The following is a 19,238-nucleotide window of genomic DNA, read 5'->3' as shown; positions in this document are numbered from 1 at the left end:
CCTATTGTAGATTCAAATCACATGCGTGCGGGAGCCGATACGCCGATCAGCGCCAGGCCGTTGCGCAGCACCTGGCGGGTGGCGTGCATCAGGGCCAGGCGCGCCAGCTTGAGCGCCTCGTCGTCGACCAAAACCCGCTCCGCATTGTAGTAGCTATGCAGCTCGCCCGCCAAATCGCGCAGATAGAACGCCACCTGGTGCGGCCCCAGCTCTTCCAGCGCATGCTGCAGCATGTCCGGATATTCGGCCAGCTTGGCCAGCAGGCTGGCTTCGCGCGGCGCGGTCAGCGGGCTGAGGTCGATGCTGCTCAGGCTGGCCTCGTCGCCGGTCCATTGCGCCAGCACCGAGCAGATGCGGGCGTGCGCGTACTGCACGTAATACACCGGGTTTTCGTCGGACTTGGCCAGCGCCAGGTCGACGTCGAACACAAATTCGGTATCGGCCTTGCGCGAGATCAGGAAGAAGCGCACGGCGTCGCGGCCGCGGGTCAGGTCGCGCGGCGCGCCGGCAGTTTCAGCGCCGTCTTCGCCGGACGACCATTCGATCAGGTCGCGCACGGTGACATAGGAACCGGCGCGCTTGGAAATTTTCACTTCCTCGCCGTTCTTCATCACGGTCACCATCTTGTGCAGGATGTAATCCGGATAGCCCTGCGGAATGCCCATGTTGACCGCCTGCAGGCCGGCGCGTACGCGCGCGATCGTGCCGTGGTGGTCGCTGCCCTGGATATTGATGACCTTGCCGAAGCCGCGCTGCCATTTGACGATGTGATAGGCGACGTCCGGCACGAAGTAGGTGTAAGTGCCATCCTTCTTGCGCATCACGCGGTCCTTGTCGTCGCCGTAATCGGTGGTGCGCAGCCACAAGGCGTCGTCCAGCTCATAGGTGACGCCGGCGGCGATCAAGGCCTCGACGGCGGCGTTGACCTTGCCGTCCTTGTACAGCGAGGATTCCAGGTAGTAGTTGTCGAACTTGACGCCGAAGGCCAGCAAGTCCAGGTCCTGCTCGCGGCGCAGGTAGGCCACGGCAAACTTGCGGATCGATTCGATATCGTTGACGTCGCCGCTGGCGGCAGCCGGCTCGCCATCGCTGGCCGCCACGGTCTTGCGCGCCAGGAAATCCTGGGCGATGTCGGCGATGTAGTCGCCGTTGTAGGCGCTTTCCGGCCATTCGGCGTCGCCCGGCTTAAAGCCGTTGGCGCGCGCCTGCACCGAAGTCGCCAGGGTGGCGATCTGGACGCCGGCGTCGTTATAGTAAAACTCGCGGGTGACGTCGAAACCTTGCACTTCGAACAATGCAGACAAAGCGTCGCCCAGCGCGCCCTGGCGGCCGTGGCCGACGTGCAGCGGGCCGGTCGGATTGGCCGAGACAAACTCGACCAGCACTTTTTTACCGGCGCCGAGCTGGCTCTTGCCGAATTCCGCGCCTTGCTGCAAGACGGTGTGGACTACTTGCTGCTTGGCGGCGGCGGTCAGGCGCAGGTTGATGAAGCCGGGACCGGCGATTTCAGCCGCTTCGATCAAACCCTTGCCGGCAGCGCCGGCCATGACTGCCGCCACCAGGGTCTGGGCCAGTTCACGCGGATTTTTTTTCAAGGGCTTGGCCAGCTGCATGGCGATATTGCAGGCGACATCGCCATGCGAGGGATCGCGCGGGCGCTCCAGCGTCACGGTCGGCGTCAGCTCGCTGCCGGCGATGACAGGCTGCAAGGCAGCGTTGAAAAGGTCGATGATCTGTTGTTTTTGTGGTGCTAGCATAGGATTGACAGTCAGTAGAACAAAGATGCGGCGCAGGAACACGGGCGCCGCACGGGATTATGCGAAAGCCTGCCGGGTTTGCTGTCACTTGGACAACGCCCGGCCAGTCTTGGTTATTTCCGATTATACCGGCTTGGCGCAGCAATCTTCACCCTGCTTGCCCGGTACGTCGAAGCGATGCCATAAACTCAGGCAGCCTCTGCAAGCATCAAAAACTGCTGCTAAGATGCGGCGTCTTGGCCAGGCTGGATCCGGCCACAGCGAATTTTCGTCTTTGCATCCATTATCTAGTTCACAACAGGAAACCTTATGACCCAGTCCACGCCACGCGTCGCCGATCACCCGGCCCACCCGCAATTCCTCAGCCGCTGGTCGCCGCGCGCCTACGCCAATGACGAGATGTCCGAGCAAGAATTGCTGACCATCCTGGAAGCCGCGCGCTGGGCGCCGTCGTCCTACAATTCGCAGCCATGGCGCTTCGTCTTCGCCCGCCGCGGCACCCCACACTGGACCCGCCTGCTGGGCCTGCTCAACGAATTCAACCGCAGCTGGGCCGAAAACGCCGCGGCGCTGGTGATCGTACTGTCGAAAACCACCTTCGCGCCGCCGGGCAGCAGCGAAGAACGGCCGGCCCCAACCCACTCCTTCGACGCCGGTTCAGCCTGGGGCTACCTGGCGCTGCAAGCCAGCCTGTCCGGCTGGCATGCGCATGGCATGGCCGGTTTCGACAAGGAAAAGACACGCATCGAACTGGGCGTTCCAGCCAACTTCGCCATCGAAGCAGCGGTAGCCATCGGCAAGATCGGCGACAAGGCCATGCTGCCGGAAGGCCTGCGTTCCAAGGAAGAACCTAGCCCGCGTTTGCCTTTGCAGGCGCTGGTTTCGGAAGGTACTTTCAAGGCTTGAGAGTCTAGAGCGTTGCATGACGGGCTCGATGCGCTTGAGCCCTGAAAAAATGCGGATGAACGGTTTGTGCCGTTCATCCGCATTTTTATTTGTACTGACCTGCAGCTAACCGACAGATCAAGTTCAATGAGAACCGTTATTGTGGTTCTTCCTTGTACGGGCCATTTTCTTTGCGTATGAATTTTCCGTCTTTTAAAAGATACAGCACGGATTGAGGCTGATCTCCACCTTTGCTGTAATCCTTGACCTCATAGCCAATCTGCCCATTGCTCTTAAACACCCGGGACTCCGATGTACATTGCGTGAAATTGTTTTTAATTATTTTTATTTTTTCCTTCACCACGCCAACCAGATATGTCAGATGTACAGCGTGCGCACACCTATATGTCCACCATTGTGGGTGCTTTCTATAGTCGACGTCTTCTTCCGGATTAGATGCAATTGACCGCATTGATTCAAGTACGAAATAATCTCCTTCCTGCGTTGAAATTAGAGAGTCGTCAAGCAATTGGTAAGTGAAGTTATGCTGCTTTATCATGCGATCAAATTCGGGCAAGCGGAAATTACTGGAACTCCCACCTTTAACTGTGCGGCGAAAAAACATGCCTTTTTCTTGATCAGCTTAGATTGCATCAAACGCAACCCCTGTTAAATCAACCAAAACATAAGTCACGCCTCCGTCAGCTATTTGAGCATGCGAATTTAGGCATAAAAATAGAAACGAGATAAGGCATGATTTATAAATCCTGGATCGTAGGCGCATGGCATTCAATCGTCAAATTGCGGAGACTACCCAAGACGAATTCTAATTTTTGGGCACTCAGTTCACGATTTTACAGGCAGCGTCATTATCGCCCGTGTACATAAATGTGATTTGTTTTCCTGTTTTAGATTTCGTATACACCACGTACTTTCCTTGGGTATTACCAGCACCCGATTGAATAAATACATACTCGCCCGTTATTTTTTTATCGACGATTTCAACTCTGGAAATTTCGTAATTACCTAAATCAGGGGAGCCCGTATCGGTACTGACGTATTTTGTAAGTACGAGAGGGACAGTTTCTTTTGACGCATTGTATTGAACGAAAGCACCAATCTCTTTTTTTAGATCTTTGTCGACATATGTGCGTAACGCAAATTTGATAGGCTTACTGGAACTATCATGTGGTACATACACATAACAAGCGGTTTCTAATTGAACATCAGCTCTGGCTATACCATAGCTGAATGTAATAACAACCAATAAACAAATTCCAATCTTCATTTGGTCGGCATCATCGTCAGCAGAAACAATTGTTAGGTAAGCAGCTTATGCCAGATGATCTGGTTGCCAGCCTCATCAAACTCTGGATATGGTAAAAATTCACCCAGTTCAATCACGATCGTTCTATTAGACAACCGTTGAGCTTGCCACCGACCCGACTCGGGACAAATTTGGCCGGATAACGCAGCAAGGCCAGAAAATTTCCTCTTAATTGACAGGTACGTCTGCGATTTTTGAAGATCGGAAACGTCGATAGTAGCAATGCGATTTCTCAGCATTTCGTTTTCATCGTCATCAAAAAAATCGTTGCGGACCAATTGAAATTTAGCAAAACCAACTACTGTCAAACCGATTCGCCCAATTTGCTCATCATTCCACGAAATCAAGCCCGCCTGCTGAATAGTGGCAAGTGCTTCATTCACCACTTCAGTCTTGACTCCATCAAAAATATCAGACGCAGCAATGCTCCTCAGAGCGACCGAGTCCTCACCATCGTAGTCGTTCATAGCAAAAGAATAAAGCACCGCTCTCACCAAATCGTCAAGCGTGCTGTCGTAATCAAGCTCTGTAAGAACGGTCATTGCGCCTTTTCCTTGTAAAGACCATTTTCTTTCCTTACCAATTGCCCATCTTGTAGGATATACAGCACGGACTGAGCTTGATCTGAACCTTTATGGTAATCCCTGATTTCGTAACCTAGTTGGCCACCATCATGGATCATCCTGTAAGAGCCCGCACAATTGAAAAAATTCCGATTCAGCACTTTGATATCGCTGCCTGTTATCGAGATAAGATAAGCCCGGTCTTCACCCATGCCAGCGGCGCAGTGAACTGATTTTGGATTGAATTCATGCGGCCTCGACATCGTTAAAACAATGTAATTGCTCTTTGGTGTAGAGATGAGAGACTCGTCGTCTATCATTACCTCAAAATGATCCTTAAACAAACGATCTATTTCGGATGAATAAATAAAATGGGTTGGCTCTTTAGCCGTAATATCTAATATATAAATTTTCCCAGGGCGATCGCTGGTTTTATTTTTTCCGTCGGCATCAACAAAAACATATTTAACGGGATTAACCGCGGTCTTAAAATTTGCCCTAAGATTTTCCAGCATTTGTACGCTAGCCGCAGGTGTAGCATGAACGTCACCGACAAGTAACGTCGCTGCTAGAAGCAGGCTTAGCAGCTTAGTTGCCGATGACATGATCTGCATTGCAAACTCCTGAATATTTCCATGAATGCTCCGTGATCTGGCCCTTTTTCATTTTATTGAATTCGTCCTTGTCTCGGTCACGCAGGTCACTTTCCACATCGTAACCAAGCGGTAAATATAGATGCGTTTTCAGATTACCTGTCTTTGTCGAGAATAGATGCACACCTTCTTGGCTCAAACACGTTTTAACAGATGTGTTTCGATTTTTAATCTCCAATCCGGTGGCGGTTTCCGCAACAGAAGCACCCGCTCCAATTATCGCGATTCCGACAAAAGGCTTCGCATAGCGCAGCTTCAGTTTGTAAACGTGTACATCCCTTCCATTCAACTCATCGGTAACTTCACCCTGCGGCAATAGCTCCCCATCGGAGGACGTTATCTTGCAACAGTCAATATCCCCATTCTCTTTTGGATATTGGACCATGATCTTTTCATTTTTTTTGATCGTTTGAGTTGTATGCAGATACGTTCCGCCCTCTGTATTTCTCTGAACGAAACCCTCTCCTATATCGCTTGCGAACGATGAGCATGAGAGGATTGTTAAAACAGTCGGCAAGATTTTTTTAATGTCCATCGGCTGACCAGCATGAGGGGAGTTGGATAATGTTGTTGCTCAATGCTTACAGCTGAAAATAACCAGCCACCGCGATCATTTTTTGAACAAACAGCCTGAAGGTTTGACGAATACCAGCGAACAGGCTGTCGCCGCTGGCTATGGACAGACTTTTACCAGTGCTCATATGCGTTTGAGGGAGAAACAATTTGTATCAAATCACTCGATTATCAGCATCATCAAACTCCGAATTTCGCCATCAACGACCTTCTCCCAGATCTTAATGACGCTCAATATAGATCTTGTTCCACACTGTATCCAGATGTTTTTTAAAAACTAAATTCTCGGGCAATAGCAAAGACTTATCATAATTTTTTTCACCGCCGTAAGGCTCTTGGCCTTCAATGACAATTTGAGACTCGCCTCTGATCGCGTACTTTTCCTTTCCTTTCCGCATAATGACTTTGATGGTGCTAGGATCAATTCCCCCGCCACAAAACGTCTTATACGGCACGGTAATTTCAGCGATTCCATCATTGTTTAAGTCTGTGACCGTCACATTCTTTGAGAAAAAGGACGCGCTAGAATCCAGGCCAGGACAATCAACAAAATCTGTAATAGCCCATTCTTCATTCCAATTTGAGTTCTCTTTTACATAAAAAACAGCCTGCAAATCAATGCGTTCGTTTCTAGCGAGATTTTTCTCTGTTTTCGACGGTCCCACTTTTTTTGTCAAAACCAATATGTGTTGACCAATTTTGTCTTGTACACCAACCGCAGAAACCAGGTTTCCCTTCAGGGAAATATGCGCGTCAACGAGAGATTTTTCATCAATTTTCGATGTCGCTATTTCTGCGGAAAAAGCATTGCTGCAAATTACGGAAGCAAGGAAAACTAGGGGCGCTACGATTTGCGGTATATTTTTCTTCATAGTTAACTCTCTTATCTTGTAGCATTTCCTTTTTTACTTTTCACCTTAATACCAAATTCTTTGTTTAATTCTTCAGCTGAATGCTCTGACAAAGTATTGGCCTTTTCTATGTCTTTTTTTGCAAATTCTTGATATGCAACAGGAACAAAGAATCGAACCCCTTTATGAAAAGGTGAAAAATTAATTTGATCAGACTGATTACCACCCAAACAAATAAAATCATGTCCTGATTTGGCATATACCAGCGTGGCATGATGCGTACCAATTAGCGCGATTGCTCCAAAAATAGGGGTCTTAATTTCGACAAAATTGGAATCCGCCGCCACACCTCTTGCACGTTGCGGATTCTTCCACTTTGCATAGCTGGGGTGAGCTGTCGATAAACAATAGTTCACAAAAGATGCACACCATGCGTTCGCAGTTCCCTTCAACGAGGTCAAAGATTTAACGCCGATCAGCTCGTGGTAATTTGAAGTTTCTGTAATCACATCTTCGGTCTTTCCTGCCCACCGCTTAGCTTCTGAAATTGCAACCGCCATCCATGGCGCCCGCTGCTGATCAGGTTGCAATAACGCGATAGGCTCTCCTTTACCGTCCTTGCTGCGTGCAAGTTCTACTTGTTCGGCGGGTGGTTTAGGCGGCTTCTTTTCCTCAACCTTTGGTGCGACCGCTGTAGCAGTATGTGCTGGCTCAGCTACGTGCTCGGCTTTCTTTTTCGGGAGTTGCTCCAATTTTGGTCGCGACTGCTTCTCGATTGAATTTGTTTGCAGAGAACCCGCCCCATAGATTGAAATAGCCTGCGAGGGGAAAATTTTCCTCTCATCCTTGATCTGGGGATTATCCTTCTTTATTTCTTCTGCTGTGGTTCTATAAATTTTTGCAATTTTACTGAGTGTGTCACCTGGCTGAATCACATAATGTACGGGTGTTCTCTTCGACGATGTACTGCTTTTAACTGCCTTTAAATCTGTTGGAGCAGTGAACGTTCGAAGATTGTTGAATAGGACAAAGGAGTTCGACTTGTCCGACATCACAAAATTGTGAATTTTCTCCCATTCCCCTTCAACACTAGCAACAAAGATGCTGACGGATTTTCCAATATCTATATGTGCGATGAGGGGTAACTGGCCTTTAACATCAGTCTTCGTATGGTGGCTCGCTTCACCAATATCGATTTTTACCGGGAGATTTGCTTTAGGCTTTGTACCATCGGAAATAGTTACAGTAGTGGTATTAACCACTTGCTCTTTTCTGGTCGACTGCTGGTTGTGAAAACCTTCGTGCTTCTCCATCGCATCAAGAACAGTGTCGAGCTGAGCGTCGGTGAGGTCGCTGAGTTTTTTTGTCGTTGGAAGGCCCGTTTGTTTGCTAATGGCTTCGGCGTAGACTTCGGGGTCGTTGTTATCGCTCGCGGGAGCATATCCTTGAGTTACATTCCCATTCTTGTCTTCCACCCCCGCCAGCATGGTGTAAATAGTTCGCTCGTTGTATTTGCGTCGAAGCAAGGCTTTCTTTTGTGCTCGTCCTTTTTCGTAACTCGCGAAAATTAAAAATTCGCCATTCGATTTCGTTTTGCCAACCCCAATGGCGCCATAAATCGCCACGCCTGTTTTCGCGGGCCGCAAATTTCCCGGATTATTAAAACGCCAGGCAATAGTGCCGCCTGTACGCAATAAATGACTGCCATCGGCGGCAACATAGTCGACTGTTAGATGTTCGTAGGTATATTTAGCGCTGACAAATTCTTGACTCATGTCGAACCTTTATTTCGCAGGTTTCAGAGCGGACTCTTTATTCAGTATGTCTTCGACGCTTAAATTCAGCGCCTTGGAGTAGTGCCTTGTAAACACGGGCTTTAGAAGATAGGGAGGATCGTCTGGATGATCGTTATCCGATTCTGAAAACTTGAACCAAGTAACGACAGATTCTCCTTTTTCATACCAGCCGTTATCTGCTCTCTTATCCGCTCTGATAAAGTACACTCCGCTTGCCTGCGCTGAGACAATACCGTCAGCCAAGGTTACATCTCCACCGTTTGCACTTGACCATTCAAACTGCAAATCATTTTGTTTACGCAAGATCGGAACCTGATTCCAATCCGTGCTGTTCTTTGCCTGGAAATAAAAGCTATAACTACGCTTGAAGGTCGTCGTATCTTGATAAGTACCCACTATCAAAATAACTTTACCGGTGGGTACCTGCCACTCATGCAGGCCTTGGCTCATTGGAAAGACGTCTTTAGCCAACGCACTCTGGGTTAAGCCAGCAACAAAGTGCAGCAGAATGAATAGGCAAATCTTCAGTACGAACTGTTGCTTACTGCGAATCATGCTTCCCCCTCAGGGTTACTAAAATAGTGTCCGATTATGTCTGCCGGGAGATGAATGCCTTCGTCGTCATCCGTTAATGCTTCAAGATAAGGATCGTCTTCGTGCTGAGACTCCACATCACCATCAATATCAATATCAGAATTTGTCTGTTCGGAAGCCGGCTCCGCTTTCGGCGGTGACGAATCAAACAGTTTCCATTTATCGTCGCCAATATGCAAAGCCAGTTTTTTCCCTTCTTCAAAATCTTGCCTAGGAAAACGCCCGTCCTCGCCAATTGCCCCCTTGGCGAGAGCAGTACCAGTCTCATCCACAATCCGATAGGATAAGCCGGTAAATCCCAAGATCCCGGCAATTTCGTCGGCGCCAGAAAATGCAAATCGCTGACTGTGCGGACCAGGTTGAGAGATGAGCGCATCAGTTTGATGTTCATCAAAGCTCCGTTGTCCCGGGAAACTGTGGTTGGCGGCATGCGCTATATACCCGCCATTAGTGCCGTGCTCAATACCTCCCGCATTGAATTTGACGTAACTACCACCGCCATTGATCAGTACCTCTTCCTTCGCAGCGATAGTGATGCGATTCGCGGTCTGGGTGATGTTGAGTTTCGCCAGCAGGTTAATATTGTTGGTCAGCGCCTGTATATCGATGTCGCCCGCCGCTGCAATCATTTTCATTCCGGCTTTATGGATAAACAAACGGAAGGTATTACGGATGCTGGCGAACAGGCTGTCTCCGCTGGCAATCGACAAGCTCTTGCCGGTCGTGATGGCCGTGTTCTGGTCACTGGCGATATGGGTGCTGCCGCTGGTGGTGGTTTCGATGCCGGCAGGACTAGCCAGAATCAGATGAGGTTGTGACAGTTCCGGGAAACTCCCCTCCTCACTTGCGCCCTGCCCCTTGATCGCATCATTCTGTACTTTCAGGATTTGTGCGACATCAGCCTGCTGCCCCTGCTTGTCTTGCGCCCCAGCCTGCTGCGCCGCATCCGCCAGCGACTCATGCTGATCACGCGCTGCGGTCAGTCGTCCTACCGTCTCCCCCATATCCTTGATATGCGCAGCCGCATTGTTGCGTGCCTCGGTGGTGATCAGCATCCCCTTGGCCGCACGCGCCACGCCGTGGCCGTCGGTGCGCAGTTCCCAGCCTTCGCCCCGCGCATCCTTGCGGCCGGCATTGTCTTCAATCCGCGTGATGCTGCCCAGACTCAGCTGGCTATGCTGGTGATCGCTTTTCAGCTGCGCCTGGATCTTGCCGTTGGTGTCGTCCAGGATCAGGTGGTTGCTCCTGCCGCCAGCCTGGTTGCCGCCATTGGGCGTCAGTTCGCGGCTCCTGAAGCCCATCAAGGACTGCTGGGTCGCCAGCTTCCAGGGCGGCATGTTGCGCTGGTTGTAGACGCTGCCGGTGACGATGGGGCGGTCGGGATTGCCGTCTAGCCATTGGACCAAGCATTCCGAGCCCACCCGCGGAATCGATTTGGCGCCCAGCTCGCCGCCGGCCCAGGAACTGGCGACACGTACCCAGGCGGAGCTGCGTTCATCGTTGTTGCCGATGCGGTCCCAGTGGAACTGGACACGGATGCGGCCGTATTCGTCGGTGTGGATGCTGCCCTGGCCGGAAGGACCGACTACCGTGACGGTTTGCGGCGACAGGATCTTGGTCGTGACGCTATGGAAGTTGCGGCCAGGACGCCAGGGGATGGTCTTGCGCAGGCAGGTCAATTCGTTACGGTATTCGGCCTTTTGATCTGCTTGCTGCAGATAGTTGTTGCTGGCGATGTGGTGGACGGCAATGATCAGGAATTCATTCTTGCCGGCTTCTTCATGGCTGGCAAACGGGCTGGAAGAGAAATGGCCGGTGAGGCGGTACCAGCGTCCCGGCAGCACGTAGCGGTTGTTGCCGGCTGCTTCAAAGTGCTTGCCCGCCGCTTCGATCTCTTCCATGCGCAGGCGCGACAGCTTATCGGCATCCTGAACACCCTTGACGCCGTAAGCGCCGGCATATTCATAGGATTCGACATCGAGCACATTGCCCTGCTTGTTCAGCGTCGGCACGCCGGCATTGATCGGCACCGGGCTCTTGAAGTTGAAACCGGACAGCGACACCGAACCGGGCACGATCTGTCGCACCGGAGAAAACTCGCCGATGCCGTCTTCCTCAAACGCGCCGCCATGACGCTGGAAGCGGATCTCTGCGCCGCCGTCGATGGGGGCGGCCTGGGTCGAGTCATCGGTGATGATGAGCTTGTGGCCCTTGTCCGTGTGTTCGTAGTAGTACAGCAAGCCGGCAGCTTCCAGGCGCCGATGGACGTAGTTATGGTCGCTTTCGTCGAACTGGATGGCGTCCGTCATGACGGGATCAGTACCGCTGACGCGGTAGTCCCAGTCGGGCAAGGTGCCGTAGTCGGCGCAGATGCTGTCGATCTGTTCGCGCAGAGTCTTGCCGTGGAAGATGTAGTTGTCCTTGCGCAGGCGCAGATATTGGGTCCAGGGTCCCAGCTTGGCTTGGTAGAAGGTGATATTCCCGTCGGTACGCAAGAGACGGAATTCGAAGCAGTAGCCGGAGAAGTAACGCAGGCTGCCATCGGCACGGACCAGCTCCACGCAGAACAGCTTGCCTTGCAGATCCTTCAGGGCCAGTTCGGCGTCATCAGAGAGCAATTCCACGGTGTAGTCAAAATCGCGCGACAGGCTTTCGACGGCGTTGAGCTTGTTCACCAGCAGCTGGGCGTGCGGGCCGTCGTCGTGCGGGAAGGAAAGACGGAGGATGCGCTTGTTCTGGCGGCCGTTGATAAGGCTTTGCAGGCTTTGAAGTATGTTGCTCATGCCGTGATCCTGTCGTTACCGATAAATATTGTCGTACGGGAATAATTGAGAACAAGATAGTACCAAACATATAAGCAAATATTGCTTGGAACTGTCTGTCTAGTTGCAAAAACAACACATGCGCATGCCACGCCGGAAACGAATGCCCCGGCTGCTCCAAGCGCCGCCCATTGGTCCGTTAACAGCACTGTTGAGCCGGCTGCATAGAGGCGTTTAGCTTTACATTCCTATTCGAATACCGGCCGGAAGAAACTTCTCTCGTAGCTCAGGATGCACTTGGTCTGCTCCGCATACTTGAAGGCGGCCTGGCACTCTGCGTCATCCGCCATCTTGATGCGGTACTGCTCATAGGCGGCGAGGCTGGGGAAGGTAAACAAGGCCAGGGCGACGTTGTTTGCGCCCTCGGATGGCAGGAAATAGCCGTGGTGGGTGCCGCCGAATTTTTCCACCAGCGGGATCCACAATTTTCCATAGTGTTCAAACTCCTTGAGTTTGCCGGCGTCGATGATGTAGCGCAGATAGCAAGTGACCATTTTTTCTCCTGATTTCGTATCAAACTTCAATTACGCTGCCAGTTCACCAGCACGATGCCGCTCAGCACCAGGACGGCGCCGAATACGAACGGCAAGCCGATCGGATCGTCCAGCAGCAGCACGCCGAAACTGACGCCGAACAGCGGCGTCAGGAATGAAAACACCGTCAGCCGCGAAGCCAGATAACGGCGCAGCATCCAGAACCAGGCCAGGAAACTGCCGAAGGCGACGATCAGCGACTGGAACGCCAGGCTGACCCACATGATGCCGCTCAGCGGCGCGATCTCGGTCTGGCCGGAAACCAGCGCCAGCAGCGGCAGCGACAGCGCCGCCACCACCAGCTGGTACCACAGGGTCATGCTGGGCGAGGCATTGGTGAGGACGCTGCGCTTGATCATGACGGTGGTCGCAGCCCAGAAGACCGCGGCCAGCACGCCCAACGCATCGCCGATCAGCATGCGGCTGAAACCGGCGCCGGCTTCGAAGCCGCCGGCGAACGCCACTGCGATGCCGGCAAACGCTGCGATCACGCCCAGCCACTGGGTCAGGCCGAAACGCTCGCCCGGCACCAGCCAGTGCAAGCCCAGCACGGTGAAAATCGGCGCGGTGTAAACGAAGACCGACATGTGCGATGCAGTGGTGTAGTTCAAGCCGATGGAGACGCACAGGAATTCGCCGGCGAACAGCAGGCCGGTCGCCAGGCCCGGCCAGAAGCTGCCGTCGGTGAGCGAGAATTTGCTGCCGCGCCACCACATCAGGCCGCTCACCAGCACCGCGGCGACGGCCGACCGCAGGCCGTTCTGCAGGATCGGCGAGATGCTCGGCGCCGCCACCTTGATCGCCACCTGCTGCAACCCCCAACACATGCAAAGAATTAACATCAGGCTCATGGCCAAGCCGTCTAGCGGCTTGCGGGTGGTAGGCATAGTGCGTCTTTCCGGAACAGGTGCAGGCAGGGATGGTTTGTCATAAATGTCATTTTACTCAGCGTTGATTTATCCCTATCATCAACGTCATCGGCCACCCCGGTGGCCCAGTCTCGGCGACCCCGTCTCGGCGACCCCGTCTCGGCGACCCCGTCAAAATACAGATTGCAAGGAATATGCTTGAAAGTAGTCACTTTTGCTTTACCGGCAATAAACCACATCGCCGGAGCCCATCATTCATAAGCCAGACCATGCGCCCTATCTGGGCGCCGCCGCCAAACCACCACGCCCCCGCAAGCTATTGCTGTTAAGCGTTTCCGCCGGCGCCGGCCACATGCGCGCCGCGGAGGCGCTCAGAGCCTATGCCGCCGCCGAATTCCCCGGCACCGAAGCGATCCACCTGGATGCGATGGATTTCGTCCCTGCCGGCTTCCGCGCCGTGTATACCGATTTCTACCTGCACCTGGTGAACCGCCATCCGGCGCTGTGGGGCTATGTCTATCAGAAGAGCGACAAGGCGCTCAGCAGCTCGCCGACGCAGAAACTGCGGCGCGCGATCGAGCGCATCAGCACTCGTCCCTTGCGCAAGGCGATACAGGCAGCAGCGCCGGACGCCATCATCTGCACCCATTTCCTGCCGGCCGAATTGCTGGCGCGCGAAATCGGCAAGCAGCGCGTGGTCTGTCCGGTGTGGGTGCAGGTCACGGATTTCGACCTGCACAGCATGTGGCTGCAGCCGCTGATGCAAGGCTATTTCGCCGCCACCGAGGAAATCGCCTACCGCATGCGGACGCGCGGGCTGGCGGCCGATGCGGTGCACGTCACCGGCATTCCGATCATGCCCGGCTTCGGCCGGACCCTGGAGCGCGAATCATGTGCGCGCCAGTTCGGGCTCGATCCGCAGCGCAAGATCATCCTCATGATGTCAGGCGGCGCCGGCATCGGCGATCTCGACAAGACCGTGCAGCGGCTGCTGGCGCTGCCGGACGATTTCCAGCTGGTGGCGCTGGCCGGCAAGAATGCCGCCATGCTGGCCGACCTGCAGCAGCTGGCGGCGGCGCATCCGGGCCGGCTGTTTCCGTTCGGCTTCACCAGCCAGGTCGACGAATTGATGGCTTGCGCCGACCTGGCGATCACCAAGCCGGGCGGCCTGACCACCTCGGAATGCCTGGCGATGGGGGTGCCGATGATCATCCACTCGCCGATCCCGGGACAGGAAGAACGCAACGCCGACTACCTGCTGGAACAAGGCGCGGCGCTGAAGGCGATCGACCTCACCGCGCTGGAATACCGGGTCCAGCAATTGCTGCAGCAGCCGCAACTGCTGCAACGCCTGCGCCAGCGCAGCCTGGAACTGGGCCAGCCGCGCGCAGCGCGCGCGGTGCTGCAAACCGTGCTCAGCAAACTCGACTCTCCATTTACTACGCTCTCGCCATGACTGCCTCCACACCTTTTCGCCGCGTGTTCGGCATGCTGTTCTGGGCGGTGCTGACCGCCTTCTTTTTCGCCAATGTCGAAATCCAGATCGAGGGCGCCGCCGGCTGGGCCGCCAACCTGCCGACCTGGCGCATCGAACATCACTGGCTGCTCGACATCTTCTGGGGCGGGCGCGCCATGACCGGCTACCACGCCTGGATCTTCCCTTTCATCGCCTTGATGTTCCACTATCCGATCTGGTTCAACGGCAGCTGGGACTGGCGCGGCGAGAGCCGCATCATGGCTTCCATCATGGTGTTCTGGATCAGCGAAGACTGGCTCTGGTTCGTGCTCAACCCGGCTTACGGGCTGGCGCGCTTCAATCCGGTTGACGTGCCGTGGCACAAGCACTGGCTGGGCGGCGTGCCGGTCGACTACTGGATTTATTCAGCGGTGGCGATCGTGCTGTTGTGGCTGGCCGAACGCAAGCCGCGCCCGGTGGGCGTCGCGCTGAGCCAGGGCTGAACCGTTATGTGAATCTCTGGTTCTGTATAGAAGTAGAGATTCACATAGGTATTGTAAAAACAACTGGAACTTGGTAAATTGCGGACCCGTTCCAAGTTTGAAATGTTGTAAATGCTGATCAAAAAAAGTGCAAAAAACGCGTCTCTGCCGAAAAAAAATGCGTCTCTCTCGCAAAAAAACACGCCTCTCCTGAAAAAAAACGCGTCTCTCTCGAAAAAAATTACGCCTCTCCCGCCAGAAAATAGCTCCGATCCGCGCCTGCCGCGCTATCTGCAAGTCCGTGACGATTTGCTGCAAAGGATCGCTTTGCGTAGCTGGGCCGCCGATGAAGCGCTGCCGTCCGAAGACAAACTAGCCGCTGAATATGAAATTGCCGTCGGCACCATGCGCAAGGTGCTGGACGCGCTGGTTACCGACGGCGTCGTCGATCGTGTGCGCGGACGCGGGACGTTCGTCGCGCGCGCTGCCGAACGCTCCTCGATGCTGCGTTTCGTGCGGCAACTTGGCAAAACCAAAAATCAGCTGCCGACTGCCGAGATCCGTTCGATGACAAGCGCCATACCTCCCGCCGCAGTGGCCGACAAACTCAAGCTCAAGCCGCGCGACAAGGCGCTGTATCTGCACCGCACCCGTTCTCTGGACGATGAAATCGTGCTGTCGGAACATATCTGGCTGCCGCTGGCGCGCTTCAGGAAACTGCAAAAATATCTGAAAAACAACTCTCCATCGTCCCTGTACCCGGTCTATGAGAGCGAATGCGATGTACTGGTCTCGCGCGCCATCGATGATCTGACCGCAAAACCGCTGAACCGCGCCAACGCTTCGGTGTTCAAGCTGAAAACCAAGACCGTGGCGATCTGCGTCGAGCGGCTGATGCTGGATCACGCCGGCGAACCGGTCGAATGGCGTACTTCCTTTGTGCCGGCGGAACGCTTCCAGTACTCGGCGGAAGTCCGCTAGCGCCGGAGCAGGGGACAGGGCGGCTGCACGCCGTCCCCGCCGGCTGTCGATTCGCGACGTATTCCTGCATTTCGTCGCTTTCCGCTTCTCCCGCCTCTGCGGCGACCAGATAATCGCCGCAGATCACTTACTTAACGGGAGAACCACATGCTTGCACAAATCATTTCGCACACACCACTCTGGGTATGGGCGCTGCTGGCGTTCCTGCTTTATCGCGGCATCCTGGCCAGCGTCGACCGCGAAGTAACGCTCAAAAGACTGGCAATCATTCCACTGGTGATGCTGGCGCTGTCCTGGCAGGGTGTGTCGACCGTGTTTGGCATCCTGGCGCTGCCCATGCTGTGCTGGCTGCTGGCGGCTGCCGTCGCGGCGACGCTGACCTGGCGCTTGTTCAGGAAAGATCGCGTGATGGCCTATCCGGAACGCGGTGTGGTATTCCAGCGCGGCAGCTGGCTGCCATTGGTGCTGATGATGGGGGTTTTCCTGACCAAATATGCGGTGGGCGTAACGCTGGCCATGCATCCGGCGCTGGCGCAAGATACTGCATTTACCGTCGTTGTCTGTACGCTCTACGGCATCTTCAACGGCATGTTCCTCGGCCGCCTGCTGCGCATCGTCAATCTTTACTACAGTCCGCAGCCGGCGTCGGGCGCCTATAACGGCCAATTGAATTGAAGGCGTAGGGTGGGCACGCGTGCCCACGCGTGACCTATACGCATCTACGGTCACGCGTGGGCAGCAACGCTGCCCACCCTACACGAAATTAGCAGCAGCGCCCGACCCGGCCGTTGCCGCCGTAGCGTGCTTCCTGGCGTTCCTTGAAAAACTCTTCGTAACTCATCATCGGTTCGCCCGGATGGGTGTTTTCCATGTGCGTCACGTAAGTGCCGTACTCAGGCAAACCCACCATCAGCCGCATGGTCTGCCCGAGATAGCGTCCGGCTTTCGACAGTTCTTCCAGCATGGCCGGCCTTTCAGGTTGATATTCAGGTGGAGGGCATGGCGCTGGCAGGCAGCGCTTCAAACGGCGTTTCGCTGGTGCTCGGCTTGTTGGCTGCGCGCGCCGCCAGCACGGTCTTGATACCGAAACCGAGGATGCTCAGCAGCACCAGGATGAAGAACGCCGCCAGCCCTGCATCCAGGTAGTCATTGAAGATAATCTGCTGCATTTGCGCCACCGACTTGGCCGGCGCCAGCAATTTCCCTTCCGCCAGCGCCGCCTGGTACTTGCCGGCATGGGTCAGGAAGCCGACGCGCGGATTGGCATCGAAGATCTTTTGCCAGCCGGCGGTCAGGGTGCAGACCAGTATCCAGACGGTGGGCACGATAGTGACCCAGGCAAAGCGGTCGCGCTTCATCTTGAACAGCACGCAGGTCGCCAGGATCAGCGCAATCCCTGCCAGCATCTGGTTGGAAATGCCGAACAGCGGCCACAAGGTATTGATGCCGCCCAGCGGATCGACCACGCCCTGGTAGAGGAAGTAGCCCCAGCCGGCCACGCACAAGGCGGTGGCGATCAGGCTTGCCGGCAGCGAATCGATCTTGCGCATGGAGGGTACGAAAGTGCCCAGCAGATCCTGCAGCATGAAGCGGCCGGCGCGCGTGCCGGCATCCACCGCGGTGAGGATGAACAGGGCTTCAAACAGGATCGCGAAGTGGTACCAGAACGCCATCATCGCCTTGCCGCCGCCGATGCTGGACAAGATGTGGGCCATGCCGACCGCCAGCGTCGGCGCGCCGCCGGCGCGCGAGATGATGCTGTGCTCGCCGACATCCTTGGCCACCTGGGCCAGCATTTCCGGCGTCACGTAAAAGCCCCATTGCGATACCGCATGCGCGGCCGTATCGACGGTGGTGCCGATCAATGCCGCAGGGCTGTTCATCGCAAAGTACACGCCCGGCTCGATGCAGGATGCCGCGATCAGCGCCATGATGGCGACAAACGATTCCATCAGCATCGCGCCGTAGCCGATGAAGCGCGCATGGCGTTCGTTTTCCAGCAGCTTGGGCGTGGTGCCGGAAGCGATCAGCGCGTGGAAGCCGGAGACCGCGCCGCAAGCGATGGTGATGAAGAGGAAGGGGAACAGGCTGCCCGACCAGACCGGGCCGGAACCGTCCATGAACTGCGTGAAGGCAGGCATCTTCAGTTCCGGCGCCACGAATACGATACCCAGCGCCAGGCCGACGATGGTGCCGATCTTCAGGAAAGTAGACAGGTAGTCGCGCGGCGCCAGCAACAGCCAGACCGGCAGCACCGAGGCGATGAAGCCGTAGCCGATCAGCATCCAGGTCAGTTCCTTGCCGGTGAAGGTGAACATCGCGCCCAGCACAGGATGCTCCTGCACATACTGGCCGCCGACGATCGCCAGCATCAGCAGCACAAAGCCGATCAGGGAAATCTCACCAATACGTCCCGGTCTTATGTAGCGGGTGTAGACGCCCATGAACAGCGCGATCGGAATCGTCACCGCCACGGTAAACGTGCCCCAGGGCGACTCTGCCAACGCCTTGACCACGATCAGCGCCAGCACCGCCAGGATGATCACCATGATCATGAAGGTGCCGAACAGGGCGATCACGCCCGGCACCGGGCCTAGCTCGGACTTGATCAGGTCGCCCAGCGAGCGGCCGTCGCGCCGGGTGGAGATGAACAGCACCATCAAATCCTGCACGGCGCCGGCAAACACCACCCCGGCCAAGATCCACAGCATGCCGGGCAGGTAGCCCATCTGCGCCGCCAGCACCGGGCCGACCAGCGGGCCGGCGCCGGCAATCGCCGCAAAATGGTGACCGAACAAGACATTCTTGTTGGTCGGCACGTAGTCCAGCCCGTCGTTGTACTTGTAGGCGGGCGTCATGCGGGTGGCGTCCAGGCCCAGCACCTTGTCGGAAATATAGAGGCTGTAGAAGCGGTAGGCGATCAGATAGACGCAGACTGCGGCGATCACGATCCAGATGGCGCTGATGGATTCGCCGCGCTGCAGGCCGATGTAGCCAAACGCGAATGCACCGAGCAGGGCCAGCGCAAGCCAGCCCATCTTTGAAGATAGACGATTCATTGTTCTCCTCCCAGACGGGAATGAATGTTGTGAAGTA

Annotated in this window: 19 protein-coding genes; 5 read left to right on the top strand and 14 right to left on the bottom strand. The window is 55.1% G+C overall.

The genetic code is table 11. The annotated features are described in order from the left end of the window. Positions 1-17 precede the first annotated feature (17 nt). Entirely contained in the window at positions 18-1,757 is a 1,740-nt protein-coding gene (argS, locus tag AC07V8_RS11890; RefSeq protein WP_494678348.1) for an arginine--tRNA ligase, read from the bottom strand. A gap of 309 nt (positions 1,758-2,066) precedes the next feature. On the opposite strand from argS, the gene AC07V8_RS11885 reads away from it, so the two are divergent. After that, positions 2,067-2,663 (top strand): nitroreductase family protein, encoded by a 597-nt coding sequence (locus AC07V8_RS11885; RefSeq protein ID WP_494678349.1) that lies wholly within the window; start codon positions 2,067-2,069, stop codon positions 2,661-2,663. A gap of 136 nt (positions 2,664-2,799) precedes the next feature. Here AC07V8_RS11885 and AC07V8_RS11880 read toward each other — a convergent pair whose 3' ends face one another. The 11 genes from AC07V8_RS11880 to AC07V8_RS11830 all read right to left on the bottom strand — a co-directional run bounded on the left by AC07V8_RS11880 (position 2,800) and on the right by AC07V8_RS11830 (position 13,241). Beyond that, positions 2,800-3,267: a hypothetical protein gene (locus AC07V8_RS11880; protein ID WP_494678350.1), complete on the bottom strand. Its 468-nt coding sequence runs from the start codon at positions 3,265-3,267 to the stop codon at positions 2,800-2,802. Positions 3,268-3,483: 216 nt separating this feature from the next. After that, complete coding sequence (locus AC07V8_RS11875; RefSeq protein ID WP_494678351.1) at positions 3,484-3,930, bottom strand: hypothetical protein; 447 nt, start codon at positions 3,928-3,930, stop codon at positions 3,484-3,486. A gap of 32 nt (positions 3,931-3,962) precedes the next feature. Further along, entirely contained in the window at positions 3,963-4,511 is a 549-nt protein-coding gene (locus tag AC07V8_RS11870; protein WP_494678352.1) for a hypothetical protein, read from the bottom strand. After that, positions 4,508-5,146, bottom strand: a complete 639-nt coding sequence (locus AC07V8_RS11865; protein ID WP_494678353.1) for a hypothetical protein — start codon at positions 5,144-5,146, stop codon at positions 4,508-4,510. The genes AC07V8_RS11870 and AC07V8_RS11865 overlap by 4 nt, the downstream gene beginning before the upstream one ends. Continuing rightward, positions 5,121-5,720, bottom strand: a complete 600-nt coding sequence (locus AC07V8_RS11860; RefSeq protein ID WP_494678354.1) for a hypothetical protein — start codon at positions 5,718-5,720, stop codon at positions 5,121-5,123. The genes AC07V8_RS11865 and AC07V8_RS11860 overlap by 26 nt, the downstream gene beginning before the upstream one ends. 259 nt (positions 5,721-5,979) lie before the next feature. Then, the gene (locus AC07V8_RS11855; RefSeq protein ID WP_494678355.1) at positions 5,980-6,630 is read right to left on the bottom strand and encodes a M949_RS01915 family surface polysaccharide biosynthesis protein; all 651 of its coding nucleotides are present in this window, start codon (positions 6,628-6,630) and stop codon (positions 5,980-5,982) included. A gap of 11 nt (positions 6,631-6,641) precedes the next feature. After that, positions 6,642-8,384, bottom strand: a complete 1,743-nt coding sequence (locus AC07V8_RS11850; protein ID WP_494678356.1) for a C40 family peptidase — start codon at positions 8,382-8,384, stop codon at positions 6,642-6,644. Between the two features lie 9 nt (positions 8,385-8,393). Further along, positions 8,394-8,960, bottom strand: a complete 567-nt coding sequence (locus AC07V8_RS11845) for a hypothetical protein (protein ID WP_494678357.1) — start codon at positions 8,958-8,960, stop codon at positions 8,394-8,396. After that, entirely contained in the window at positions 8,957-11,782 is a 2,826-nt protein-coding gene (locus AC07V8_RS11840; protein WP_494678358.1) for a type VI secretion system Vgr family protein, read from the bottom strand. The genes AC07V8_RS11845 and AC07V8_RS11840 overlap by 4 nt, the downstream gene beginning before the upstream one ends. 227 nt (positions 11,783-12,009) lie before the next feature. Beyond that, positions 12,010-12,315, bottom strand: a complete 306-nt coding sequence (locus AC07V8_RS11835) for an NIPSNAP family protein (RefSeq protein ID WP_494678359.1) — start codon at positions 12,313-12,315, stop codon at positions 12,010-12,012. A 26-nt stretch (positions 12,316-12,341) separates the two neighbouring features. Then, positions 12,342-13,241 carry a DMT family transporter gene (locus tag AC07V8_RS11830; protein WP_494678360.1) on the bottom strand — a complete coding sequence of 300 codons (900 nt, stop codon included), beginning with the start codon at positions 13,239-13,241 and terminating at the stop codon, positions 12,342-12,344. Between the two features lie 334 nt (positions 13,242-13,575). Here AC07V8_RS11830 and AC07V8_RS11825 point away from each other — a divergent pair, with 334 nt between their 5' ends. The 4 genes from AC07V8_RS11825 (at position 13,576) to AC07V8_RS11810 (ending at position 16,817) form a co-directional block, all read left to right on the top strand. Next, the gene (locus AC07V8_RS11825; protein ID WP_494678500.1) at positions 13,576-14,679 is read left to right on the top strand and encodes an MGDG synthase family glycosyltransferase; all 1,104 of its coding nucleotides are present in this window, start codon (positions 13,576-13,578) and stop codon (positions 14,677-14,679) included. Continuing rightward, positions 14,676-15,182, top strand: a complete 507-nt coding sequence (locus tag AC07V8_RS11820; RefSeq protein WP_494678361.1) for a hypothetical protein — start codon at positions 14,676-14,678, stop codon at positions 15,180-15,182. Before AC07V8_RS11825 ends, AC07V8_RS11820 begins: the two co-directional genes overlap by 4 nt. A 111-nt stretch (positions 15,183-15,293) precedes the next feature. Next, positions 15,294-16,142 (top strand): GntR family transcriptional regulator, encoded by an 849-nt coding sequence (locus AC07V8_RS11815; protein WP_494678362.1) that lies wholly within the window; start codon positions 15,294-15,296, stop codon positions 16,140-16,142. A 147-nt stretch (positions 16,143-16,289) separates the two neighbouring features. After that, entirely contained in the window at positions 16,290-16,817 is a 528-nt protein-coding gene (locus AC07V8_RS11810) for a DUF6622 family protein (RefSeq protein ID WP_494678363.1), read from the top strand. An 88-nt stretch (positions 16,818-16,905) separates the two neighbouring features. Here the strand turns inward: AC07V8_RS11810 and AC07V8_RS11805 are convergent, their stop codons facing one another. Next, positions 16,906-17,106, bottom strand: coding sequence for a YbdD/YjiX family protein (locus AC07V8_RS11805; RefSeq protein WP_041742732.1), 201 nt, complete (start codon positions 17,104-17,106; stop codon positions 16,906-16,908). A gap of 22 nt (positions 17,107-17,128) precedes the next feature. Then, positions 17,129-19,201, bottom strand: coding sequence for a carbon starvation CstA family protein (locus AC07V8_RS11800; protein ID WP_494678364.1), 2,073 nt, complete (start codon positions 19,199-19,201; stop codon positions 17,129-17,131). Between the last annotated feature and the right edge of the window lie 37 nt (positions 19,202-19,238).

Source organism: Collimonas sp. GW821-FHT02H07 (assembly GCF_059421505.1).
The sequence above is the reverse complement of the archived record's forward strand: the minus strand, read 5'-3'. Positions and strand labels throughout refer to the sequence as shown.